The organism is Sulfitobacter sediminis, assembly GCF_040811725.1.
Taxonomy (GTDB): Bacteria; Pseudomonadota; Alphaproteobacteria; order Rhodobacterales; family Rhodobacteraceae; genus Sulfitobacter; species Sulfitobacter sediminis.
In genome coordinates this window covers 59235-82910 of the sequence record NZ_JBFNXX010000003.1, presented here as the reverse complement: position 1 = coordinate 82910, position 23676 = coordinate 59235, and the positions used below count along the sequence as shown (strand labels likewise).

Here is a 23676-nt window from a genome sequence, read left to right as displayed (position 1 = left end):
TCGCAGGAAACGGCATTTTGTAAGGGACAGGCTGGCGGCGTGCAGGGCAAAATCCTCATCGTTGATGCAATCGCGACAAATCGCATTGTTCTCAAGGTCAAGCTTCAGACGGCCTTTTACGATGTGCTGCAGGCAACGACGATGGCAGATGCGATCGCCCTGGTCCGCAGCGACGCCCCCGACCTGATCCTCGCAGCCCTTTCGCTGCCCGATGGTGGCGCGGCCGAGCTTTGTACCGCCCTGGCCAAGGTGCCCACGACAGAACACATCCCGCTGATCGCGACGGCCTGCCAGCCGGAAGCGGGCCTGCGGCTGCGCACCCTTGAGGCGGGGGTCCAGGACGTTCTCTGCCAGCCGGTGGAAGAGACGCTTTTGCTGGCCCGGGTGCGCAGCCTGATCCGGGCCCATGGTGCCGCAGCGGAATGGCAGATGCGCGAGGATACATGCCGCGCACTCGGTCTGGCGGAGCCTGCCTCGGATTTCGAGGAACAGGGGCACTGCGTACTGGTCGGCAGCGACACGCCGCAGTTGCAGTCTTTCGCCATGAAGATACGGCCGGTCCTGCGCACGAAGCTGACCCTCGCTTCTGCCGGGGGGCTGATGCGCCAGGGCGCCGATGAGAAAGTGCCTGACGTCTTTGTCCTAGTCCTGCCGCCCGCAGTGGACGTGGCGATGGAGGAACTGCGGCTGATCGCGGCCTTGCGGGCCGGCGCGCGAACACGGCACGTGGGCGTGATTGCACTTCAGACCGCGAAGGAGGCGGCGGTCGGGGCCACCGCACTCGACCTTGGTGCGGACGACCTGATGACGGACGGGTTCGATGCCGCGGAACTGGCGTTGCGGATCAAGGCGGTGATGCGGCGCAAGCGGATGAGCGAGCAGTTGCGCGCCACGGTGCGCACCGGGCTGCAGGCGGCGGTTTTCGATCCGCTGACGGGGCTCTACAACCGGCGCTACGCCATGCCGCATCTGGACCGTGTCGCGGCCCATGCAGCGGGCACCGGGCGCCCCTTCGCGGTGATGGTGGCCGATCTCGACCACTTCAAGCGCATCAACGACCGCTATGGCCACGCCTCGGGCGATGCGGTCTTGATCGAGGTTGCGCACCGCCTGCGGCGGGCCCTCCGCGCGACCGACATGGTTGCCCGGATCGGGGGGGAGGAATTCATGGTGATCCTGCCAGGCACCACCCGTCCTGAGGCGCAAGGCATCGCGGTGCGGATATGTGAGGATATCGCGGCCGCGCCCTTCGTCATCCCGGGCAGCGCCACGGCGATCCCCGTGACCATCAGCATCGGCATGGCGGTCGGCAATTCCGAGGAGGGAGCGCTGGCGGAGCCGGATGCGGCCACCACCGGTCAGGCGCTGCTGGCGCAGGCCGACCGGGCGCTGTATGCGGCGAAAGGTGGTGGAAGGAATCAGGTCACCCTTGGCCGTCCGGCTGCCTGACGGGTGCCGGACAGGCAAAGACGGCGTTTCCCCACGGAACAGGCGCGCGTTAAGTCATTGAAAGAATGACCACTGCCGCAACCATCGCGAAGATTGCAAAATGCGAAACAACTAAAAGTTGCGTCCCGCCCGAGATCGGCATAATTTTTCGCCATGCATAGCGATCGCCCCATATTCGGCATCCTGCTGATGCTTGGTTTCTGCATCGTCGCACCCATGGGGTATGCGGTGGCCAAGCTGCTCAGCAGCAGCGTGCCGCTGGCCGAGGTTGTCCTGCTGCGCTTCGCGCTTCAGGCGGCGATCCTCTTTCCGCTGATCTGGTTTGCAGGGCGCGCTTGGCGACTGGCGGGCCGTGTGTTCTGGCTGGCACTGCTGCGCACGGTCCTGCACATCGTCGGGATCGCCCTGATGTTCACGGCCCTGCGTTACCTGCCCCTCGCCGATGCGGTCGCCATTGCCTTCGTCATGCCGTTCTTCATGCTTCTGCTGGGGTGGTTCTTTCTGGGCGAAGAGGTTGGCCTGCGACGGCTTCTGGCCTGTGGAGTGGGTTTTCTCGGCACGCTTCTGGTGGTGCAGCCCAGTTTCGCCGAGGTCGGCTGGCCCGCGATCCTGCCGGTTCTCGTCGCCGCGAATTTCGCCGTTTTCATGCTGATCACCCGCCAGATCGCACGCGAGACGGACCCCATCGGCCTGCAGGCCATCAGCGGCGTGATGGCGGTTGTGCTCATCCTGCCGGTGATTCTGCTCGCCACGTTCTGGGAGCGGGCACCTCAGATGCTGATCCTGCCCAGCCAAACCCAGTGGATGCTACTGCTTGCCATCGGGGTGCTTGGCACGCTGGCGCATCTGCTGATGACATGGGCGCTGCAATACGCACCCTCGGCCACGCTCGCGCCGATGCAATACCTGGAGATCCCCTTTGCCACCGTCATCGGGCTGTTGATCTTCAATGAGATACCCGACCCGCTGGCAAGCCTTGGCATTGCCATCACCATGGCGGCCGGCCTCTATGTCATCCTGCGCGAGCGGGCCACCGCGCAGCATCTGGCGGCGAAAGCCGCGCAACCAACGCCGGCATAAGCCGCCGCGGCAGGATCAGCAGCATATCGGGGCTCCCGAAGCTCAGTGAGACGGGGCCCAACGCCCGGTTGGAGGTGCCGATCCTGGACGCGGGCGCAAAGTCCAGACCTTCGATAGGCCAGTGCAGCCCCTCGCTGTGTCCCGTGACAGCAGCCATGGGAAAAAGCGAGACACGCTCGCCCGGCTGCATCGGCAACTCGATCCGCGGCGGCGCGAGACAGACCACCTCTTCGTGGCCAAGCAGCAGGCAGCGGCGCTCCGGAAAGGCGCTGAGCGCATGGAACACGGCAAGCTGGTGATCGATCCGACCGCCAAGGAACCCGACGCCAAGGACGAGGGGGGCCGCGATCCGGATCAGCGCCTTCTCGAAATCCGTGCTGACCTGTTCGGTGATCTCGAAATGCCGTTCCGGCGGGATTTGCGCCAGGGTCTCGGCGCTGATCGAGTCGAAATCGCCGATCACCGCCGCAATTTCGGCCCGGGCCGACAGACACAGCGCGGCACCGCCATCGGCCGCCACGCAAGTGGGCGCCAGCGTTAACGAATTCTGCAGGTCCTCTGGCGTAGCGTCACCAGCACCTACAAGCGTGACGGGTGTCTCACTGTGAACAATCGGATCAGTCATGGGCCATTACTGCGGTTTTTGGAAACAGATCACAATCTCGCCACGAAATGATACGGTGGTATCCACAGATTCGGGCCGCTTTGGTCTTGGATATCGTGGTAAACGGTAGCTTGCAAAATCGCAGAGGACGAGCATCCGATGATGAATAATAACAAGATACTCACGGTATCCTACGGCACCTTTTCCTGCACCCTCGAAGGCTTTGAGGATTCCTTTGGCACCATGAAGGCCATCGCGGAATATTTCCGCGATCTAGCAGCCGATGACCGCTATTTCGGGGCCGAACCGCCCCAGCCCGATGCCGAGATGCTGGCCCGTATCGCCGAGAAAGAGGTGGCGCGCCGCGTACAGGCCCGCCAGCAGGACGGCAAGATCGTCCTGAGCGCGCTGGAAGATGCCGCCCCCGCCCCGCAGCCAGCCGAGGCCGCCGCCATCGCGGCCCCCCTCGTGACCGCAGAACAGGCTGCGCCTGTAGCGACGGCAGCCGATGCTCCTGCCGTTGCCGATGCGCCAGAGGCAGATGCACCCGAAGACACGTTGGAGACCGCGGCAATCGAGACCCAGTCGATCGACGTGGCCGAAGCCCCCGATGTCACCGACGAGAACGTCGTTGCGATCACCACGGCGCTGATCGAAGACACCACCGCGCTTGCCGATGCCGCCATCGCCGATGTCGCGACCGAGGATGTGCCGGACATCGTTCCCGGCCAGCCCGATGCCGAGGTCGAGGCGTTCTTTGCCGAAAGTGCGACCTTCGCCGACGCCACCGATGAAGCACTCGACGATACCGATACCATTGAGGCGGAAGAGGTCGAGGAAGCAGCTGCAGAAGCCCCCGCCCCGGACAGCATCGCGGCCAAGCTTCAGCGCATCCGCGCGGTCGTCGCCCAGCACGAGGAAGCGGATGAGGAGGACGATTACCTCGAGGACGAGCACGCCGAGGCAAGCGGTTCCGAAGGCTCGCCCGCGCTGATCGCCGAGGCACGTGCGGACATCGAACAGGCCCTGGAGGAGGACGAAACATCCGACCTGCACGCCCTGTCGCTTGAGGACGAGGAGGACGAAGACGACGACGTGAGCGCCATCCTCAGCCGCCTTACGGAGACACCGGAAGATATCGCGGACGAAGCGCTGATCGATACCGGCGACGAAGACGAAGATGCACTCTCGTTCGAGGAGACAGCAGAGGACGAAGACGAAGACGAAGACGACCTGTCGCTCGAGGAGACGGCAGAGGTCGAGGACGAAGATGAGGACATGAGCCTCGAGGACACGGTCAGCAACCTCTTCGATGAGGACGAGGGCACGCTGGTTTCGGAAGACGAGGATGCGCTGGCCGACACCGCGCAGGACGACGATCAAGAGTCCGTGGCCGCCGCACCTCACCGCGCGCGCGTGATCAAGGTCAAGCGCGCCGATCTCGAAGCGGCCATCGAAAAGGGCGAACTCGAGGAATACGAGGACGACACGGAAACTGCCGAGGACGAAAGCGTTCTCGATGCGGTGGCGCCCGCAAAGCGCCGTGAAACCGCGCTCTCGCGGGAAGACGAGGAAGACCTCGTGCGCGAGCTGGCCGAGCTTGAAGACGACATCGCCGCCGAGGCGAAAGAGGCAGAGGACAATGCCGTTGCAGCAGCATCCGACGATGAGGATGCGGAGGCAGCCGTGGCAGAAGACGCGGAGGACCTGGCAGAAGAGGAAGAGCCTTCTGCCCGCGCGGCCCGCAAGAGCTTGCCCTCAATCGACGACGATGCAGGCGGCGACATGAACCGGCTGCTGGCCGAGACCGATCACAAGATGGACGAGCCCGAAAGCGCCACGCGCCGCGACGCCTTTGCGCATCTGCGGGCCGCCGTCGCCGCGAAGAAGGCCGATTCGACCATCGAGGACGAAGCCGAAGGCTTCGGCACCACCGGTGCCTACCGCGAGGATCTGGCCGAGGTGGTGCGCCCGCGTCGCCCCGTCGCCTCAGAGGCACGCACCGAGCGTCCCGAGGAGTCGCGCCCGGCACCGCTCAAACTGGTGGCCGAACAGCGCATCGACGTGGAAAGGCCGGGCAATGCTGGCCCCGTCCGCCCGCGCCGCGTGGCTGCGATGGCGGATGCCGCGCAGGACGGCGGGGATGGCGAAAGCTTTGCCGATTTCGCAGCAGACATGGGGGCAAACAGCCTGCCCGAGCTGCTGGAGGCCGCTGCCGCCTACCTGTCCTTCGTCGAAGGCCGGGAACAGTTCTCGCGCCCGCAGCTGATGACCAAGGTGCGCCAGGTGACCGAATACGACGGCTTCAGCCGCGAGGAAGGGTTGCGTTCCTTCGGCCAACTTTTGCGCTCGGGCAAGATCGAGAAGATCCGCGGCGGCCGGTTCACCGTCTCCGACGACATTGGCTACCGTCCCGACGAACGCGCCGCGGGCTGACTTTCATTTGCATAGACCTCCGTAAAGGCGGTGCTTCGGCACCGCCTTTTTCGTTGTGCCCATAGGTTCGATGTCCAGTTCAGAAATCCCCGGAATTCGGGTATTCTCCATGCCATAGATTTGCACAAAGTGATTTTTTGACGAGGTTGGGATGAAGAAGTCCAAACACCCTGTGCGCATGAAGCGGATCGTGGAAAGCGCGACCCACAACGATAAGCTCAACAAGAGGATCGCCAGCGCTTCGCAACGTTGGCAAACGGAAACGAAAGCGCGCTTGAACGAGGTTAGATCAGATACCGCCGCACTCTCAGCACGAACCAGCGAAGTGAATGATCTCATTCGGGATTTCGTGGATATCGTGACCCAGATCACGGTCAAGGAAACGGAATGGGAGAACGAAACCGATCCGAGGAAAAAGAAAAAGCTAGAGACCGATCACACGCGGCTGAACAAGGCTGCGGAGGATATGATCAAGACGCTCAACACCCGCTTCAACCCGGCGATTGACGACCTAATCGGCCGACTGGAGACACGCTCTGCTATTGCCGCGATCAATTACTGAAACGTCGATCCCGCACCGGGACAGGATGAGACCGTCGCGAGAACGGCTACTCCTTGCCTTCCGGATCGGCCTGCCCCACGCCCTTGAAGATCGACTTGAAAGGCAGCACCCAGAGAATGCCGAGCCCCACGTAGATCGCCAGTTCCAGCAGGATCGACGGGCGGTCGAACATCTCGACCACGTTGACCGCAACGATCACGTAGATCGGCAGGGCGATCAGCAGGATCACCAGCGACCAGCGTTTGCGTGCCTTGTAACTCAGTGCCATTGCACCCTCCGTAATTCGCTCCTCGCCCTGCTACATAGGCAGGGCAGCCCGGAAAACGAGCGCGCGTCTTGCCGCAGTCAGTCGGCGAAGGGATCGGTCACCAGGATCGTGTCGTCACGCTCGGGCGAAGTGGACAGCAAGGCGACGGGACAGTCGATCAGTTCTTCGACCCGGCGCACGTATTTGATTGCCTCCGCCGGAAGATCCGCCCAGGACCGCGCGCCCTCGGTCGATTGCGACCAGCCGGGCATTTCCTCGTAGATCGGCGTGCAGCGGGCCTGCTGATCGGCGGCGATGGGCAGGTATTCCAGCCGCTCGCCGTCAAGCTCATAGCCGACGCAAATCTTGAGCGTCTCGAAACCGTCGAGCACGTCGAGCTTGGTCAGTGCGATACCGTTCACGCCCGAGGTGGCACAGGTCTGGCGCACCAGCACCGCATCAAACCATCCGCAGCGACGCTTGCGACCGGTCACGGTGCCAAACTCATGGCCCCGCTCGCCCAACCGCTGGCCGTCTTCATCGTGCAGCTCTGCCGGGAAAGGGCCTTCGCCCACGCGGGTGGTGTAGGCCTTCACGATGCCGAGCACGAAGTCGATGGAGCCGGGACCGATGCCTGTGCCCGTGGCCGCCTGCCCCGCGATCACGTTCGAGGACGTCACGAAAGGATAGGTGCCAAAGTCGATATCCAGCAACGAGCCCTGCGCGCCTTCGAAGAGGATACGCTTGCCCGCCTTGCGCTTTTCGTTCAGCACCTTCCAGACCGGCGCCGCATATTCCAGCACCGCGGGCGCGATCTCGCGCAGTTGCGCCAGAAGCGCGTCGCGGTCAACGGGTTCCAGCCCGAGCCCCTTGCGCAGCGCATCGTGGTGCACCAATGCGCGGTCGACGCGCAACGCCAAAGTCGCCTCGTCGGCAAGGTCGGCAACCCGCACGGACCGGCGCCCCACCTTGTCCTCGTAGGCCGGGCCGATGCCCCGGCCGGTGGTGCCGATCTTGGCCACCGAATTCTGCGATTCACGCGCGCGGTCCAGCTCGCCGTGGATGGGCAGGATGAGGGGCGTGTTCTCGGCGATCATCAGCGTCTCCGGGCTGACCGTCACGCCCTGCCCGCGCAGCTGCGCGATCTCCTTGACCAGATGCCAGGGGTCCAGCACCACGCCGTTGCCGATCACGCTCAGCTTGCCGCCACGCACGATGCCCGAGGGCAGCAGGCTCAGCTTGAAGACTTCGCCATCGATGACCAGCGTGTGACCGGCGTTATGCCCGCCCTGGAAACGCGCGATCACGTCGGCGCGTTCGGACAGCCAATCCACGATCTTGCCTTTTCCCTCGTCACCCCACTGCGCACCGACAACGACGACATTGGCCATGATGATCTTCCCTCTGCGAATTTCCGCGCCCCTCTTAACGACAAGCACCGCGCGGCGAAACTGGAAAACGCGGCCCCGCTCCTTTTTGCCGGAAATACTGCGATCCGGTGGTCGGCCGCGCGCGGTATCTGGACTTTGCCACGCCTCGGCGGATAGCCTCGGCCGCAAACGAAGAGGGGCCGCGATGGGTTTCATTCTCCGCTGGGTGTTCGCGTTCGTCCTGTTGGCCGCGACCTTCAACCCGACCGAGTACAATTACGTCGATTGGGTGCGCAGCTACGGCAGTGCTAACCTGTCTATCGCCGTGCTGACAGGCCTGCTGCTGGCGATCGGCTATGTCATCTATCTGCGCGCGACCCTGCGCTCGATCGGTGCGTTCGGCATGCTGCTGGTCCTCGCATTGGTGGGCGCGGTCCTCTGGGTTCTCTACGATCTGGGCATTCTGCGTCTCGACAATCCAAGCATGAACCTCTGGCTGGGGCTTGCGGCTCTCAGCTTCGTTCTGGGCATCGGTCTGAGCTGGAGCCACGTGCGCCGTGTCCTATCTGGTCAGGCCGACATGGACGACGTGGACGAATAGGGCAAAAGATGCGCGGCAGAACGCAAAAAGCGGAAGATTTCCAGAAGTTCTACTTCGACAAGGTCGCCACCGGCGAAGGCTGCGGCTGTGCCGAACGGATCATCGACACTCATGAATTCAATCGGCTTGCGGGATCGCAGCGGAGTGTCACCGGATGGCTGCCGAGGCGTGGCGCGTTGCGCAGGTTTCTTCGCAAGGCTGGCATATTCAGCCGGGACTGACGGGACGGCGGGCGGGCGGCTTGCCGCTTGCGGCAACAGCGCCGTCAGCCGTCGGCCAGTTCCACCGGCTCGCCGTGCGGTGTTCCGAGATAGGCCGCTTCCCAGGCGGCTTTCAGCACCGAGACATCCTCCGGGGCTGCCATGCCAATCTCGTCGAGAAACCCTTCCAGCGTCTCGAGCCAGGCAGCGAAGTAATCCTCACCCCCGTTCAGCTCCTTCGCAAGCCCATGGCGCTTCAGCGTCGCCCCGAAACGCCCAGCCCAGTCCGGCCAGTCGAAATGCCCCGCCTCGTTCAGATGCACCGTGAGCGCAAAGACCTGTGCGTGCCAAGGGGCCTCAAAGACCGGTTCGGGTTTCATGTCGCGGAACGCAGGTAGCTTTGCCACATGTCGAGCACCACCTCGTCGTCCGGATGCTCCGGATGCGCCCAAAGTTCGGATGCGGCAAAGGCCACTGCGTAAAGCGGCTCGGGTGCCTCGCCCAGACCGTGGGCATTCGAGTCAGGCAGGATATGGCTGCCGTGCATCCGCAAAACCCGTCCCCTGGCACCGGCTGCATAGGAAGGCAAGCGGGTGTGGCCGCCGTTCACCTTCTCGTTCTCCGGATGCGGTCTGGCGATCACCTCGTCGCCGGGCGAGAACACGGGTGCGATGTTACTGGGCCGGTCCGCCGGTCCGCCCTTGGCCAGCACACCCGCCACCTGGTCAGCCTTCATCGCGCGGTCGGCCAAGGGGCTTGGCACGGGATCAGTCGTGCCTGCCAGTTCCTCTACCGTCACAAGGCCCTTGTCCACCAGCAACGCGGCAAGGCCGCCCATCCATTTCTCGTAGTAGGAAAAGCGCGTGTAATCCTGCGGGCTCAGGCTTTCGCGGGCGTGGCGCGAGGTGTCGATGTTCCACTGGCCCAATGCCCCTGTGGCAAGCGTGATCGCCAGGGCGCGCTTGTGCCATTCCTCGTGGAAAATCTCGTCCTCCGGCTCGGGCGTCACCGCCCCGTCGCCGAACCGTCCGCCCATGTCGTGCACGCGGGTCATGGCGTGCCCGCCAGCGCGGTGCCGATCATGCTGTCCCGGCTCACCAGCGCCATCAGCGCCTCCTCGTCCATGCCTTCGGTGCCTTCGGGGCGCTTGGGGATCACCAGATAACGGACCTCCGCCGTCGAATCCCAGACGCGGACCGCGGTCTCTGCGGGCAGCGTCACGCCAAATTCCGCCAGCACCTTGCGCGGCTCACGCACGGCGCGGGCGCGGTAGGCGTCGGACTTGTACCAGCCGGGCGGAATACCCAGAAGCGGCCACGGATAGCAGGAGCAGAGCGTGCAGACGACTATGTTGTGCACCGCGTCCGTATTCTCGACCGCGACCATGTGTTCGCCCTGACGGCCGTAGTAGCCGAGTTCGGAGACAACCTTGGTCGCATCCTCGAGTAGCGCCGCGCGAAAACCCGGGTCGCTCCAGGCTTTCGCCACAACCCGCGCGCCGTTGCGCGGGCCGATGCGGTTCTCATAGGTGTCGATGATCTCGTCCAGGGCGGCTGGGTCAATCAGACCCTTCCGGGTCAGCAGGGTTTCGAGCGCCTTGACCCTCAGCGCGGGGTCGGGCGGCAGGACGGCATGCGGATGGTCATGGGAATGATCGTGTGGCATGGCCAAAGACTGCACCAGCATTTGCGCCATGTCCATCGCGACATCGTCCAAGTGGTTCAGAATCCATCACACTTTGCAGGCGATTTTTGCCCCTTTTTGTGCTAGGATTTCCTCATAGAGCGAGTCTGATCCACCTCAATTCCAGGATAGCCCTCTTAAACAAGGCGTGAGTGAGAACCGCTCTAAAGAAAGACCGTCGCATTTTCGGCGGTCTTTGCTTGTGACAGGTGTCAAAACGCGGCCCAATCCCGCCTTGCCCCCCGGCGCAAAGATGCATAGATAGCCGCAAACCGGAAACGAAGGCAGTCGCATGGAAAACGTCGTCCTGATCATCCACCTCTTGCTGGCTCTCGGCCTGATCGCCGTGGTGCTGATGCAGCGCTCCGAAGGGGGCGGGCTTGGCATGGGCAGCGGCGGGGGTGCGGTATCGGGCCGTGCGGCGGCGACCGCATTGACCAAGCTGACGTGGCTTCTGGGCGCGGCCTTCATCGTGACCTCGATCACCCTGACGGTGATCGTCGCACAGAAATCCTCAGGCTCCTCTGTCATCGACCGGCTGAGCGATGCGCCGCCCGCGGCGACCGAGACGGACAGCACCGTGCCCTCGGGTGAAAGCCTGCTGCCGCCCACGGCGGATGACAATGCGCCGCTGGTGCCGCTGGCGGACTGATCGCCACACCATAACTTGAGGCAGGACAACCCGGCGCAACAGGATGTTGCGCACCGGCCTTGCCTTGAGTTTCCGAATCCTGCTATCCTTAAATCCCGTGATGCTGCGGTGTTTGAGAGCGGCTCAGGCGGGTTTTCCGCAACAGACTGAACTTCACGGGAGGCCACCGACCTATGGCGCGCTATATCTTCATTACCGGCGGTGTGGTCTCGTCACTTGGCAAGGGTCTGGCCTCCGCCGCACTGGGCGCGCTTTTGCAGGCGCGCGGCTACTCGGTCCGCCTGCGCAAACTCGATCCCTATCTCAACGTCGATCCCGGCACGATGAGCCCGTTTGAACACGGCGAGGTGTTCGTCACCGACGACGGCGCCGAGACCGATCTCGACCTCGGCCATTACGAACGCTTCACCGGTGTGCCCGCGCGCAAGACCGATTCCGTCTCCTCGGGGCGCATCTATTCAAACGTGCTCGAAAAGGAACGGCGCGGCGACTACCTCGGCAAGACGATCCAGGTGGTTCCTCATGTCACCAATGAAATCAAGGACTTCCTCAAGATCGGGGAGGACGAGGTCGACTTCATGCTCTGCGAGATCGGCGGCACCGTGGGCGATATCGAAGGCCTGCCTTTCTTCGAAGCCATCCGCCAGTTCTCCCATGACAAGCCGCGCGGCCAGTGCATTTTCATGCACCTGACGCTTCTGCCCTATCTTGCGGCCAGTGGCGAGCTTAAGACGAAACCAACCCAGCACTCCGTCAAGGAACTGCAATCCATCGGCATCGCGCCGGACATCCTTGTCTGCCGCTCCGAACACCCGATCCCGGACAAGGAACGCGAAAAGATCGCGCTCTTCTGCAACGTCCGGAAGGAGGCCGTGGTTGCCGCCTACGACCTCAACTCGATCTACGAGGCGCCTCTGGCCTACCATGCGCAGGGGCTCGACCAGGCAGTGCTCGACGCCTTCAACATCTCTCCCGCGCCCAAGCCCGACCTCAGCGTCTGGCACGACGTCTACGACCGCATTCACAACCCCGAAGGCGAGGTGCGCGTGGCCATCGTGGGCAAGTACACGCAGCTCGAGGACGCCTATAAGTCCATCGCCGAGGCGCTGACCCACGGCGGCATGGCCAACCGCGTCAAGGTCAAGATCGAATGGGTCGATGCCGAGATTTTCGAAAAGACCGCGGACGTCGCCCCCCACCTCGAAGGTTTCCACGCCATCCTCGTGCCCGGCGGATTTGGCGAGCGCGGGACCGAAGGCAAGATCAAGGCCGCCCAATACGCGCGCGAACACAAGGTGCCTTACCTCGGCATCTGCCTTGGCATGCAGATGGCGGTGATCGAGGCCGCGCGGAACGTCGCGGGGCTCACAACGGCGGGGTCCGAAGAATTCGACCACGAGGCGGGCAAGAAACGCTTCGAGCCGGTGGTCTATCACCTCAAGGAATGGGTACAGGGCAACCACAAGGTCGAGCGCAGGGTCGGCGACGACAAGGGCGGCACCATGCGGCTTGGGGCTTATGACGCGACGCTTACGCCGGGATCGAAAGTCGCTGAGGCTTACGGCACGACCACCATCGACGAACGCCACCGACATCGCTACGAGGTCGATATCGCCTACAAGGACAAGCTTGAGGAAGTCGGCCTGTGCTTCTCCGGCATGTCGCCCGATGGCAAACTGCCCGAAATAGTGGAATGGAAGGACCATCCGTGGTTCATCGGCGTGCAGTTCCACCCCGAACTGAAATCCAAACCCTTCGCACCACATCCGCTTTTCAAGGATTTCATCCGGGCGGCCAAGGACATCTCGCGGCTGGTCTAACCGCAGAAGAAAAATGCAATTTTCTTCCCAAAACTCTTGCAAGAGTTTTGCCCGCCGCCCATCACGTAGCACATGCTGTCCTACCAACATGCCTATCACGCCGGAAACCTCGCGGACGTCCACAAGCACGCGCTTCTGGCCTGGATGCTGGATTACCTGACCCGCAAGGACAAACCGCTTTCGTATATCGAGACACACGCGGGCCGGGCGCTTTATAACCTGTCGGATGCAAGCGCCCTCAAGACCGGCGAGGCCGCTGAGGGGATCGCAAAACACCGCGACTGGTTCGCCCCCGATCACCCCTATGCGCGCGTCCTGACGATGGTGCAGGCGGAGCATGGGCCGGAAAGCTATCCCGGCTCTCCCCTGATCGCGGCGCATCTACTGCGCCCGGACGACCGGATTGACCTTGCCGAACTCCACCCGCAGGAACATGCGGCCCTAACGCTCGCGATGTCGCCCTACCCCGCCAAGGTTCACCACCGCGACGGCTTCGAGATGGCCCACGCGCTCACCCCGCCCACGCCCCGCCGGGGCCTCATGCTGATCGACCCCAGCTTCGAGGTGAAGGACGACTACGCCGCCATCCCGCGCCACATCGCCAAGACCGCCCGCGCCTGGAACGTCGGCATCATCGTGCTGTGGTATCCGCTGCTCACCAGCAAGGCGCATCTGCCGATGCTGGCCGCGCTGACGAAGGACCATCCAGAGGGCCTGCGCCACGAGGTCCGCTTCCCTCCCGCGCGCCCCGGCCACGGCATGGTCGGCTCGGGCCTCTTCATCATCAACCCGCCCTTCGGCACCGAGGCCGAGGCACAGCGGCTCGCCGCCAAATTCTCCAAACTCTGAAGAAAGGAGCACTCATGCCCAAAGGATACTGGATCGCCCACATGGATGTGAAAGACGCCGAAACCTACGAAAAATACCGCGCGGCCAATGCCAAGCCGCTTGCGGCATTCGGCGGCAAGTTCGTCGTGCGCGGCGGCACGCAGCAGGTGGCAGAAGGCAACTGGTCGCCCCGGACGGTCATTATCGAGTTCCCCAGCTACGCCGATGCTGTGGCCTGCTACGAAAGCGCGGACTACCAGCAGGCAAAGGATATCCGACTGACGGCATCCGATAACAACATGGTGATCGTTGAGGGGTACGAAAACTGAAATCTGTGCTAAGCTTCCGCCATGAGAAACGCCACAGCACTTGTCCTTTCCCTTCTTCCCGGCGTGGCGCTGGCCTGCGGCACGCCCGTCTGCCTGGTAAATCCCGAAAGCCTGAGCCTGCCCGAGGTAATTACTTTCGAGGATGTCAGCAGCGGTTCGGGGCCTGGCCGCAACGTCGACGGCATCCTTCCCCTGCCGGGGGCCACCTTCGGCGAACGCTTCGCGGGTCAGACAACGCTGGCGCGCGGCGCCCATGACGAGATCGCCGGCACGGCCTTTTCGCCGCTGACCATGCTGCCCGGCGCCGCCGGTCAGAACCTTTCGGTGGTGCATTTCTACGGCCAGACTGTCCTGAACGGCTACGGCGCAGCGGGATTTCCCAGGCGTGAAGGACAGGGCGAAGGGGCCATCGCCGTGCTTTTCGATACGGATCAATCGGCGTTCGCCTTCGATCTGCGCGGCGGCGAAGAGGGCGCGGCCTATGTCACTTTCTACCGCCGCGATGGCAGCGAGCTTGGCCAGGTCCCGGTGGAGCCGACAGGCGAATTCGCCGTGGGCTTCCTGCGGGCGACGGGCGCAGATGACATCGCCGGTTTCATCATCACCAACACCGACCCACAGGGACTGGCCATCGACACTTTGCGCTTTGGAAAACCCCCTGACTTGAGCTGACCATCCTTCCATGTTCGAACGTCTATTCCCCCGCCGCAAGCGTGCGCCGCAACCCTTGCCGCAACCAAACGCCCAGCTTGCGCTCGGCGCATTGCTGGTGCGCGTGGCCTTTGCCGACCGCAACTACCGCGCCTCCGAGATCGGCCAGATCGACCGCATCCTCGCGGCGACCTTCAACATCGGCCCGATCGCCGCGGCCAAGCTGCGCGCGATCTGCGAAAAGCTTGAGCATGATGCGCCCGACACACCCGAGTTCGCGCGCATACTGCGCGAGGAAGTCGATTATGCCCATCGCCTCGCCCTCGGTCAGGCCATGTGGTCCGTGGCACTGGCAGACGGACACCGGCACGAGAAAGAGGAAATCCAGCTCCTCGAGATCGAGAAGGCCCTCGGGCTGACCGATACCGACATCGAGGAACTGCGCAGGCAGGCCACGGGCGAGCCGTGACTTGGCCTTTGGGCAAGGCCCGCCTATATCCAGCCCATGTTCGGTGATTTTCTCAGACGGCTGACAGAGCCTGACCCCGCCCCTCTGCCCGACACGGATGCGCGTCTTGCCTTGACCGCGCTTCTGGTGCGCGTGGCGCGTTCCGATCACGACTACGCCGCCGCGGAGGCGCGGTTGATCGAACAGATCGCATCGGAGCGCTACGGGTTGAGCGTGGCGGACGCCTGCGCCCTGCGCGCCGAGGGCGAGGCGCTTGAGGCTGAGGCCCCCGATACCGTCCGCTTCACCCGGGCGATCAAGGATGCGGTGCCCTACGAGGACCGCCTTGGCGTGATCGAGGCGCTCTGGAAGGTGGTCCTCGCCGACGGCACCCGCACGGACGAGGAAAATGCGCTCTTACGGCTGGTGGCTAACTTGTTAGGCATCACCGACACCGACAGCGCCATGGCGCGACAGCGGGTCGACGGCCGCGCCTGAGCCTTCTCCGGGACATGACCCAAGGTCACTCGGGTCGCATTTTCACAGAATGCGTTGCAATCTAAGGCGGTTTGCCCCTTTATACCCTCTTGAATCAGCAAGAGTGACCAATCCCTCGTGACCACAACACCCCCGGTGATCCAGATCGACGGCCTGCACAAGGCCTACGGTGCCTTGGAAGTCCTCAAGGGCGTCAGCATCGAAGCGCCGCGCGGTCACGTCATCTCGCTCATCGGCTCCTCCGGTTCCGGCAAGTCCACGCTCCTGCGCTGCTGCAACCTGCTCGAGGACAGCCAGCAGGGCGAGATCCTCTTCAAGGGCGAGCCCGTGAAGTGGAAGGGCACCGGCCACGGCCGCCGCCCCGCCGACCCCAAACAGGTGCTGCGCATCCGCACGAACTTGTCCATGGTCTTCCAGCAATTTAACCTCTGGGCCCATATGACGATCCTCCAAAACGTCATGGAGGCACCGCTCACCGTGCTCAAACGCGACCGCGCCGAGGTCGAAAAAGCCGCGCGCGGTTATCTCGAAAAGGTGGGCATCGGCGACAAATGCGATGTCTACCCCGCGCAGTTATCGGGCGGCCAGCAGCAGCGCGCCGCCATCGCCCGCGGCCTCTGCATGGAGCCCGAAGCCCTTCTCTTCGACGAACCGACCTCCGCGCTCGACCCCGAGCTTGAGCAGGAAGTCGTCAAGGTCATCAAGGATCTGGCCAACGAGGGCCGCACGATGATCATCGTCACCCACGACATGAAACTGGCCGCCGATGTATCGGACCACGTGGTCTTCCTGCATCAGGGCCTGATCGAGGAAGAAGGCCCGCCGTCCGAACTCTTCGGCAATCCCAAATCAGAACGCCTGCGCGGGTTCCTCTCGGCAACCCACGCAACGTAACCAAAACCCAACAAAAAAAGGGAGTATCACCACATGAAAAAGCTTATCCTTTCGGCGGCAGCGCTCGCGCTCAGCGCCGGTCTGGCCTTCGCGGACGGCCACGCAAAAACCATCCGTCTGGGAACCGAGGGCGCCTACCCTCCCTACAACTTCCTTGACGATAACGGCCAGGTCGCCGGTTTCGAACGCGAGGTAGGTGACGAGCTCTGCAAGCGTGCCGAGCTGACCTGTGAATGGGTCACCAACGAATGGGACAGCATCATCCCCAACCTCGTCTCCGGCAACTACGACGTGATCATCGCGGGCATGTCGATCACGGCAGAGCGTGACGAGGTGATCGACTTCTCCGACCCCTACACCCAGCCCGACCCCTCCGCCTATCTCGCCATGGGTGATTTTGACCCCGCCAGCGCGGTGATCGCGGCGCAGTCCGGCACCATCCAGGCCAGCCACATCGCTTCCATGGGCGGGGCAACGCTGGTGGAATTCGCGACACCCGAGGAAACCATCGCGGCGGTCAAGAACGGTGAGGCAGATGCGGTTCTGGCCGACAAGGCCTTCCTGGAGCCCATCGCAGAGGCCGAAGCGGACCTGATGCTGGTCGGTGAAGACGTCCTTCTGGGCGGCGGCATCGGCCTTGGCATCCGCGAAAGCGATGGCGAGCTGCGCGAGAAGTTCAACGCGGCGATCCAGTCCATGAAGGACGACGGCAGCCTGAACGCGCTCATCGAAAAGCACCTGCCGGGCTCGGCAACCTTCTAAGATCACGAACGAAGGGGAGCGCAATCGTCCCCCTTCATCTTTCCAATACAACTTACTTCCACCCCCGCAACCGGTGCCGCCATTCTCGATTTCTGCGCAAATCCTGAAACCCTCGACAGCTTCCGCTGGTTCACCTGCTACCTGACCACGGGCAAGCACCTGAACCTCTATTTCTCTGTCATCACCGTACTCGTCCTGCTGGGCATCACCGCCCCCGTGGCCCTTGCCTTCGGCTTCGCCGGGGCCTCCGCCGCCCGTTCCGCCATTGCGCCCTTCAGATGGATCGGCAAGACCTACATCGCCATCGTGCGCGGCGTGCCGGACATCGCCTTTTTCCTCTTCTTCGTCATCGCCCTCGATCAGGCCATCGAATACCTGCGCCACAAGGCCCTCTGCCCGGAAGTGACCGACCCGGTCTGGCAGGGCAACGACTTCGTCGTCTGCCAGGCCGCCAAGATGCCGCTCGGCAACTCGCCGCAATGGGTACATGAAACCTATGGCTTCAGCCTCGCGGTGCTGACCTTCGCCATCGTCTACGGGGCCTTTGCTGCCAACGTGCTTTTCGGGGCCATGCGCGCCGTGCCCCATGCGCAGCTCGAGACCGCCGCCGCCTACGGCATGACCACGCGCCAGACCTTCTGGCGGGTGCTGGTCCCGCAGATGTGGGTCTATGCCCTGCCGGGGCTTTCCAACCTCTGGATGCTGCTGATCAAGGCAACACCGCTCCTGTTCCTCCTCGGCGTCGAGGACATCGTCTACTGGGCCCGCGAGCTGGGCGGCACCAAGACCCCCCGCTTTACCGACTATCCGCACGGCGACTGGCGCATGTGGTACTTCCTCGCGCTGCTGATCTTCTACCTCTGCTTCACCCGCGTCTCCGAGATCGTGCTCGACAAACTGATGAAGCGCCTCACCCACGGGCAGGCCACCACCGGCGGCGAAGCCCAGCGAAAGGCTGCGGCATGAGCTGCTGGCAAACCATACAGGACTATGGCCTGCGCGCCGTGGGCATCGGCGAACGGCTCCTCCCGCGCGAGGATTTCACCCTTTGCCAGCAGTTCACCCTGATCGGCTCCGGCATGATCTGGAACATCTATTTCGGCGTCATGGCCCTTGGCCTCGGCTTCTTTCTCGCCACGGCGCTCGGACTGGGCAAGGCCAGCCACAACCCGCTGATCCGCAAACCCGCCGAATGGTTCATCTTCGTCTTCCGTGGCTCGCCGCTCTTCATCCAGTTCTTTTTCGGCTATTTCTTCTTTCTCAGTCTCAAGTCGCAATACGCCTTCTTCGACCCCTTCACCGCCGCCTGGCTCGGGGCGCTGATCGTGCTCTTCTTCAACACCGCCGCCTACGCCGGAGAGATTTTCTACGGCGCGCTGCAATCCATCCCCAAGGGCGACGTGGAAGCTGCCGACGCCTACGGCCTTTCCGGCTGGTCCCGCTTCCGGCGGATCATCTGGCCCACCATGCTGCGCCTTGCCTGGCCCGCCTACACGAACGAGGCGATCTTCCTTTTCCATTCCACCACGCTGGTGTTCCTGTCAGGCTTCCCGGCATGGCAGCAACGGGGCGACGCGCTCTATTACGCCAACTACTTTGCCGACAAGACCTTCAACCCCTTCGTGCCTTACCCGATCCTTGCAGGCTATTTCATCCTGCTCACGCTGATCGTCATCGGCAGCTTCGGTCTGGTGAACATGCGCCTCAACCGGCACCTGCCGCAGGACAGGCGGCAAAAAATGCGCTTGCGTCCCAATCTGATCCGGTAGTATCCAACATTTGATCAAATTATCCGGCGCGTGGGCGCTGGGTGGTCGCTGACCCTTGTCGCACCGCATGGCCCACCGCCCCTAAGGTGTGCAATGAACAACTGGCTCCGCAAGAACCCGGCCGTCCGCTCCATCCGCGTGGCCGCCGCCGATCTCAACGGTCAACCGCGCGGCAAACGCATCCCCACCCGGTTCGCCGACAAGGCGATGGACGAGGGCACGCGCTTTCCCTTCTCGGTGCTGAACCTCGACATCTGGGGCGAAGATATCGACGACAGCCCGCTGGTGCTGGAATCAGGCGACAAGGACGGGGTGCTGAAACCCACCGAACGCGGTTTCATGCCCATGCCCTGGCTCGAAGCGCCGACGGCACTCCTGCCCATCTGGATGTACCACGACGACGGCCGCCCCTTCGCGGGCGATCCGCGCCATGCGCTGAACGCCGTGCTGCAGCGCTACCGCGACCGCGGCCTCACGCCCGTCTGCGCTGTCGAGCTTGAGTTCTTCCTGATCGACGACTCGGGCCGCAAGCTGCAGGTCCCGCCCTCCCCCCGCTCCGGCAAACGCCGCAATGCGGGCGACATCCTGTCGATGCGCGCGCTTGATCAGTTCGACAACTTCTTCACCGATCTCTACGACGCCTGCGAAGAGATGGACATCCCCGCCGACACCGCCATTTCCGAGGCGGGGCTGGGCCAGTTCGAGATCAACCTGATGCACTGCGACGACGCCCTGCGCGCCGCCGACGATGCCTGGCTCTTCAAGATGCTGGTCAAGGGTCTTGCCCGCAAATACGGCTTTGCCGCCAGCTTCATGGCGAAGCCCTACGAGGATTATCCCGGCTCTGGCCTGCACATGCATTTCTCGGTGCTTGACAAGAATGGCAACAATGTCTTCGACAACGGCGGCCCCGAAGGCACCGGCATATTGCGACACGCGGTGGCGGGCTGCCTTGCCGCCATGCCCGGCTCGGCCCTGATCTTCGCGCCCCATGCCAACAGCTTCGAACGCATGGTGCCCGGCAACCACGCGCCCACCGGCATCTGCTGGGCCTACGAGAACCGCACCGCCTCGATCCGCATCCCCTCGGGCAATCCCCGGGCACGCCGGATCGAACATCGCGTCTCGGGCGGCGACGTGAACCCCTACCTGATGATCGCCGCCATCCTCGGCGCCGCGATGAACGGGATCGACGACGCACAGGAGCCTCCCGCCCCCATCACCGGCAACGCCTACGATCAGGACATGCCGCAAATTCCGTCAGACTGGGTCTCGGCCATAGACCTGTTCGAGAAGGACCCGCATGTCGCCCGCATCTTCCCGGCCGAACTGATCCGCAATCTGGTACTCACCAAACGCCAGGAAGTGCACTACATGGAAGAGTTGAGCCCAGAGGAAAAGGTCGAGATCTACCTCGACACCGTATGAGGACCCCATGAAGATCGGCATCCTGATCACCGGCCACCCACCGCAAGAGCTGTCAGAAGACGGCCGCTATGACGCCTATTTCCGCCGCCTTCTGGGCGAGGATACCTTCGACTATGCCAGCTGGTCCGTGGTCGACGGCGAAATGCCCGCCAGCATCCACGATGCCGATGGCTGGCTGATCACGGGCTCCCGCCATGGCGCCTACGAGGATCACGACTGGATACCCCCGCTTGAACAATTCATCCGGGACTGCCACGCCGCGCGCGTGCCCATGATCGGCGTCTGTTTCGGCCACCAGATCATCGCGCAGGCGATGGGCGGCAAGGTCGAGAAGTACAGCAAGGGCTGGTCGGTCGGTCCGACGGACTACCAGATCGAGGGCAAGACCTACGCGATCAACGCCTGGCATCAGGACCAGGTGGTCGAGAAGCCCGAGAGCGCAAAGGTCATGGGGTCGACGGATTTCTGCGCCAATGCCGCGCTGCTCTACGATGATCTGTTCTGGACGATCCAGCCGCATCCCGAATACGAGAACAGCTTCATCGACGGCCTGATCCGTTACCGCGGTCGTGGCCTCGTGCCCGATGCGCTGCTCGACGCGGCGACCGGGAAACTCGACACGCCGCTCGATTCCCCCAAGATCGCCCAGCAGATGATCGACTTCTTCAAGAAAGAGAGGGCCTGATGGCCGACTGGATCAAGAAACTGCCCGGACCCGCGCAGGTCTACCTCGAGGACAAGCGTCTCGACGAGGTGGAATGCATCATCTCGGACCTTCCGGGCATCGCTCGGGGCAAGGCGGTGCCGGCGACCAAGTTCGCGCGGCAGAAATACTTCCATCTGCCCGACAGCATCTTTTACCAGACCATCACCGGCGACTGGGGAGAGGCCGCGGGCGACGAGGGGTTCATCGAAAAGGACATGATCCTCAAGCCCGACATGGCCACCGCGACCGCAGCGCCCTGGACCGCCGACTGGACGTTGCAAGTGATCCACGACGCCTATGACCGGGACGACAAGCCCGTGGCCTGTGCGCCGCGCAACGTGCTCAAACGCGTCGTGCAGCTCTATCGCGACAAGGGTTGGGAGCCCGTGGTCGCCCCCGAGATGGAATTCTTCATCGTCGGCCGCAACCTCGACCCCGCCCATGAGATCAAGCCGATGATGGGCCGCTCCGGCCGCCCCGCCGCAGCGCGTCAGGCCTATTCGATGACCGCCGTCGACGAATTCGGCCCCGTCATCGACGACATTTACGATTTCGCCGAACACCAGGGCTTCGAGATCGACGGCATCACCCAGGAAGGCGGCGCAGGCCAGCTTGAGATCAACCTCGTGCATGGCGACCCGGTCAAGCTTGCCGACGAGGTGTTTTACTTCAAGCGCCTGATCCGCGAGGCCGCCATGCGCCACGACTGCTACGCCACCTTCATGGCCAAGCCCATCGCCGATGAGCCCGGCTCGGCCATGCATATCCATCATTCGGTTCTGGATACGAAGACCGGCGAGAACATCTTTGCGACCTCCGACGGGATCGAGACCGAAAAGTTCCGCCATTTCATCGCCGGTCTGCAAAACCACATGCCCTCGGCGCTCGCGGTGATCGCTCCTTATGTCAACAGCTACCGCCGCTACGTGAAGGACCACGCCGCCCCGATCAACCTCGAATGGGGCCGTGACAACCGCACCACCGGCATCCGCATTCCTCTCTCCTCGCCCAAGTCGCGGCGGGTGGAAAACCGGCTGGCGGGGATGGATTGCAACCCCTACCTCGGCATCGCCGCCTCCCTCGCCTGCGGCTACCTCGGCATGATCGAGGCAACCGAACCCAAGGATGAATTCAAGGGCGATGCCTACGAGGGCGACGGCGACATTCCGCAAGTGCTGGGCCAGGCGCTCGACCTGTTTGAAGAGGCTCCGGCTCTGCACGAGGTTCTGGGCCCGCGCTTTGCGCAGGTCTATTCCATCGTGAAACGGGCGGAATACGAGGAATTCCTGCAAGTGATCTCCCCGTGGGAGCGTGAACACCTGCTGCTGAACGTCTGATGAACCTGCTTTATGCCAACGACCGGCGCGGCCAGTATCCCGAAAGCTGGTACGCGGCCACGGCGACGCCCCTTGAGCGCTTCGAACCGCTGAAGGGTGCGGTCAAGGCCGACGTCTGCGTGATCGGCGGGGGCTACACCGGGCTTTCGGCGGCCCTGCATCTCGCCGAGGCGGGGCGCGACGTTGTGCTGCTGGAAGCGCAGCGCGTGGGTTTCGGCGCCTCGGGGCGCAACGGCGGTCAATTGGGAAACGGCCAGCGCGTCGATCAGAAATCGCTGGAAAAGATGGTTGGCACAGAGCATGCCACCCGTCTTTGGGAACTGGGACTTGAGGCTGTCGCGCTCTGCAAGGGCCTGATCGCCCGCCACGATATCGACTGCCACCTCAAACCCGGCATCGCATGGACAGGCTCGAGCCAGGCCGAAGTGGACGATCTGCACCGCTATGCCGACCTGCTGACGGACCGCTACGATTATGGGCTGATGGAAAAGCTCGACCATACTGCGCTGCAGTCGGTGTGCCCCTCGCCTGACTATCGGGGCGGCGTGCTCGACATGGGCTCGGCCCATCTGAATCCGCTGAACTTCGCCCTCGGGCTGGCCCGTGCCGCCCGCGACGCAGGCGTGCGCATCCACGAGGGCAGCGCGGCGCACCACATCGAGGAAGGCAAGACCGTCAAGGTGCAGACCGACGCAGGGCACGTCATGGCCGATCACGTGATCCTCGGGTGCAACGGCTATCTCGGCGGGCTCAATCGCAAGGTCGCGGCGCGGGTGATGCCGATCAACAACTTCGTCGTGGCGACCGAACCGCTGGGCGACCGGGTCAAGACGGTCCTTCCGCGTGATGTGGCCGTCGCCGACAGCCGCTTTGTCGTGAACTACTTCCTCCTCAGCCACGATGGCCGCCTGCTTTTCGGCGGCGGTGAAAGCTATGGCTACAAGTTTCCGCGCGACATCGCCGCGAAGGTGCGCAAGCCCATGTCGGAAATCTTTCCCCACCTCAGGAATGTCCGCATCGACTACGCCTGGGGCGGGACGCTGGCCATCACCATGAAACGGCTGCCCTACGTCGCGCGTGTGGCCCCGAACATCCTCTCTGCCTCCGGCTACTCCGGCCACGGTGTCGGCACCGCAACCCATGCCGGGATGCTCATGGCCCATGCCATCGAGGGCCAGACGGACGGTTTCGACACGATGTCGGCAATCCCCACGTCCCCCTTCCCCGGAGGTCCGGCAGTGCGCAATCCGCTGCTCGTGCTGGCGATGAGCTGGTACGCCCTGCGCGACAGGCTGGGTGTCTGAGGTTTTTCGGAACGCGCA

27 protein-coding genes are annotated in these 23676 nt (G+C 63.5%); 21 read left to right on the top strand and 6 right to left on the bottom strand.

The window, feature by feature from the left end; translation table 11 throughout:
- Window positions 1–39 precede the first annotated feature (39 nt).
- Together AB2B41_RS04945 and AB2B41_RS04940 are read left to right on the top strand one after the other, a co-directional pair.
- Complete coding sequence (locus tag AB2B41_RS04945) at window positions 40–1449, top strand: diguanylate cyclase domain-containing protein (protein WP_367876640.1); 1410 nt, start codon at window positions 40–42, stop codon at window positions 1447–1449.
- Between the two features lie 153 nt (window positions 1450–1602).
- Window positions 1603–2529 (top strand): DMT family transporter, encoded by a 927-nt coding sequence (locus tag AB2B41_RS04940; RefSeq protein ID WP_367876639.1) that lies wholly within the window; start codon window positions 1603–1605, stop codon window positions 2527–2529.
- Here the strand turns inward: AB2B41_RS04940 and AB2B41_RS04935 are convergent.
- Window positions 2462–3154, bottom strand: coding sequence for a thiamine diphosphokinase (locus AB2B41_RS04935; protein ID WP_367876638.1), 693 nt, complete (start codon window positions 3152–3154; stop codon window positions 2462–2464). The two genes, AB2B41_RS04940 and AB2B41_RS04935, sit on opposite strands and share 68 nt — an antisense overlap.
- A 141-nt stretch (window positions 3155–3295) precedes the next feature.
- Here AB2B41_RS04935 and AB2B41_RS04930 point away from each other — a divergent pair, with 141 nt between their 5' ends.
- Both AB2B41_RS04930 and AB2B41_RS04925 read left to right on the top strand, forming a co-directional pair.
- Window positions 3296–5569, top strand: a complete 2274-nt coding sequence (locus tag AB2B41_RS04930) for a hypothetical protein (protein ID WP_367876637.1) — start codon at window positions 3296–3298, stop codon at window positions 5567–5569.
- 151 nt (window positions 5570–5720) lie between these two features.
- Window positions 5721–6131 carry a hypothetical protein gene (locus AB2B41_RS04925; RefSeq protein ID WP_367876636.1) on the top strand — a complete coding sequence of 137 codons (411 nt, stop codon included), beginning with the start codon at window positions 5721–5723 and terminating at the stop codon, window positions 6129–6131.
- A 46-nt stretch (window positions 6132–6177) separates the two neighbouring features.
- On the opposite strand, the gene AB2B41_RS04920 is transcribed toward AB2B41_RS04925, so the two are convergent.
- Window positions 6178–6399: a DUF2842 domain-containing protein gene (locus AB2B41_RS04920; protein ID WP_367876635.1), complete on the bottom strand. Its 222-nt coding sequence runs from the start codon at window positions 6397–6399 to the stop codon at window positions 6178–6180.
- Between the two features lie 77 nt (window positions 6400–6476).
- Complete coding sequence (locus tag AB2B41_RS04915; RefSeq protein WP_367876634.1) at window positions 6477–7769, bottom strand: adenylosuccinate synthase; 1293 nt, start codon at window positions 7767–7769, stop codon at window positions 6477–6479.
- 184 nt (window positions 7770–7953) lie between these two features.
- On the opposite strand from AB2B41_RS04915, the gene AB2B41_RS04910 reads away from it, so the two are divergent.
- Both AB2B41_RS04910 and AB2B41_RS04905 read left to right on the top strand, forming a co-directional pair.
- On the top strand, window positions 7954–8349 hold the full coding sequence (locus tag AB2B41_RS04910) for a DUF6524 family protein (protein ID WP_367876633.1): 396 nt from the start codon (window positions 7954–7956) through the stop codon (window positions 8347–8349).
- Window positions 8350–8357: 8 nt separating this feature from the next.
- Window positions 8358–8570, top strand: coding sequence for a hypothetical protein (locus AB2B41_RS04905; RefSeq protein WP_367876632.1), 213 nt, complete (start codon window positions 8358–8360; stop codon window positions 8568–8570).
- Window positions 8571–8614: 44 nt separating this feature from the next.
- Here AB2B41_RS04905 and AB2B41_RS04900 read toward each other — a convergent pair whose 3' ends face one another.
- From AB2B41_RS04900 to nthA, 3 genes are read right to left on the bottom strand one after another with little or no spacing between them, the layout of a single operon-like run.
- Complete coding sequence (locus tag AB2B41_RS04900; protein WP_367876631.1) at window positions 8615–8929, bottom strand: nitrile hydratase accessory protein; 315 nt, start codon at window positions 8927–8929, stop codon at window positions 8615–8617.
- The gene (gene nthB / locus AB2B41_RS04895; protein WP_367876630.1) at window positions 8926–9603 is read right to left on the bottom strand and encodes a nitrile hydratase subunit beta; all 678 of its coding nucleotides are present in this window, start codon (window positions 9601–9603) and stop codon (window positions 8926–8928) included. The genes AB2B41_RS04900 and nthB overlap by 4 nt, the downstream gene beginning before the upstream one ends.
- Window positions 9600–10214 (bottom strand): nitrile hydratase subunit alpha, encoded by a 615-nt coding sequence (gene nthA, locus AB2B41_RS04890; RefSeq protein ID WP_367876881.1) that lies wholly within the window; start codon window positions 10212–10214, stop codon window positions 9600–9602. The genes nthB and nthA overlap by 4 nt, the downstream gene beginning before the upstream one ends.
- Before the next feature lie 310 nt (window positions 10215–10524).
- Between nthA and secG the strand changes: the two genes are divergently transcribed.
- The 15 genes from secG (at window position 10525) to AB2B41_RS04815 (ending at window position 23658) form a co-directional block, all read left to right on the top strand.
- A complete protein-coding gene (gene secG, locus AB2B41_RS04885; protein ID WP_367876629.1) occupies window positions 10525–10884 on the top strand; it encodes a preprotein translocase subunit SecG in 360 nt (119 codons plus the stop codon).
- A 173-nt stretch (window positions 10885–11057) separates the two neighbouring features.
- Complete coding sequence (locus tag AB2B41_RS04880; RefSeq protein WP_367876628.1) at window positions 11058–12704, top strand: CTP synthase; 1647 nt, start codon at window positions 11058–11060, stop codon at window positions 12702–12704.
- A gap of 72 nt (window positions 12705–12776) precedes the next feature.
- On the top strand, window positions 12777–13553 hold the full coding sequence (locus AB2B41_RS04875) for a 23S rRNA (adenine(2030)-N(6))-methyltransferase RlmJ (protein WP_367876627.1): 777 nt from the start codon (window positions 12777–12779) through the stop codon (window positions 13551–13553).
- Window positions 13554–13567: 14 nt separating this feature from the next.
- Window positions 13568–13861 (top strand): DUF1330 domain-containing protein, encoded by a 294-nt coding sequence (locus tag AB2B41_RS04870; RefSeq protein ID WP_367876626.1) that lies wholly within the window; start codon window positions 13568–13570, stop codon window positions 13859–13861.
- Between the two features lie 21 nt (window positions 13862–13882).
- On the top strand, window positions 13883–14533 hold the full coding sequence (locus tag AB2B41_RS04865) for a hypothetical protein (protein WP_367876625.1): 651 nt from the start codon (window positions 13883–13885) through the stop codon (window positions 14531–14533).
- 10 nt (window positions 14534–14543) lie between these two features.
- Complete coding sequence (locus AB2B41_RS04860) at window positions 14544–14981, top strand: tellurite resistance TerB family protein (protein ID WP_367876624.1); 438 nt, start codon at window positions 14544–14546, stop codon at window positions 14979–14981.
- Window positions 14982–15017: 36 nt separating this feature from the next.
- Window positions 15018–15458 carry a tellurite resistance TerB family protein gene (locus AB2B41_RS04855; protein WP_367876623.1) on the top strand — a complete coding sequence of 147 codons (441 nt, stop codon included), beginning with the start codon at window positions 15018–15020 and terminating at the stop codon, window positions 15456–15458.
- Window positions 15459–15575: 117 nt separating this feature from the next.
- The gene (locus AB2B41_RS04850) at window positions 15576–16352 is read left to right on the top strand and encodes an ABC transporter ATP-binding protein (RefSeq protein ID WP_367876622.1); all 777 of its coding nucleotides are present in this window, start codon (window positions 15576–15578) and stop codon (window positions 16350–16352) included.
- A 33-nt stretch (window positions 16353–16385) separates the two neighbouring features.
- Window positions 16386–17114: a transporter substrate-binding domain-containing protein gene (locus AB2B41_RS04845; protein WP_367876621.1), complete on the top strand. Its 729-nt coding sequence runs from the start codon at window positions 16386–16388 to the stop codon at window positions 17112–17114.
- A gap of 81 nt (window positions 17115–17195) precedes the next feature.
- A complete protein-coding gene (locus AB2B41_RS04840) occupies window positions 17196–18080 on the top strand; it encodes an ABC transporter permease (RefSeq protein WP_367876880.1) in 885 nt (294 codons plus the stop codon).
- Complete coding sequence (locus AB2B41_RS04835) at window positions 18077–18883, top strand: ABC transporter permease (RefSeq protein ID WP_367876620.1); 807 nt, start codon at window positions 18077–18079, stop codon at window positions 18881–18883. Before AB2B41_RS04840 ends, AB2B41_RS04835 begins: the two co-directional genes overlap by 4 nt.
- Before the next feature lie 93 nt (window positions 18884–18976).
- The gene (locus tag AB2B41_RS04830) at window positions 18977–20311 is read left to right on the top strand and encodes a glutamine synthetase family protein (RefSeq protein WP_367876619.1); all 1335 of its coding nucleotides are present in this window, start codon (window positions 18977–18979) and stop codon (window positions 20309–20311) included.
- Between the two features lie 7 nt (window positions 20312–20318).
- Window positions 20319–20996 carry a type 1 glutamine amidotransferase gene (locus AB2B41_RS04825; protein WP_367876618.1) on the top strand — a complete coding sequence of 226 codons (678 nt, stop codon included), beginning with the start codon at window positions 20319–20321 and terminating at the stop codon, window positions 20994–20996.
- A complete protein-coding gene (locus AB2B41_RS04820) occupies window positions 20996–22354 on the top strand; it encodes a glutamine synthetase family protein (RefSeq protein ID WP_367876617.1) in 1359 nt (452 codons plus the stop codon). The genes AB2B41_RS04825 and AB2B41_RS04820 overlap by 1 nt, the downstream gene beginning before the upstream one ends.
- Entirely contained in the window at window positions 22354–23658 is a 1305-nt protein-coding gene (locus tag AB2B41_RS04815; RefSeq protein ID WP_367876616.1) for an NAD(P)/FAD-dependent oxidoreductase, read from the top strand. Before AB2B41_RS04820 ends, AB2B41_RS04815 begins: the two co-directional genes overlap by 1 nt.
- Window positions 23659–23676: the final 18 nt, after the last annotated feature.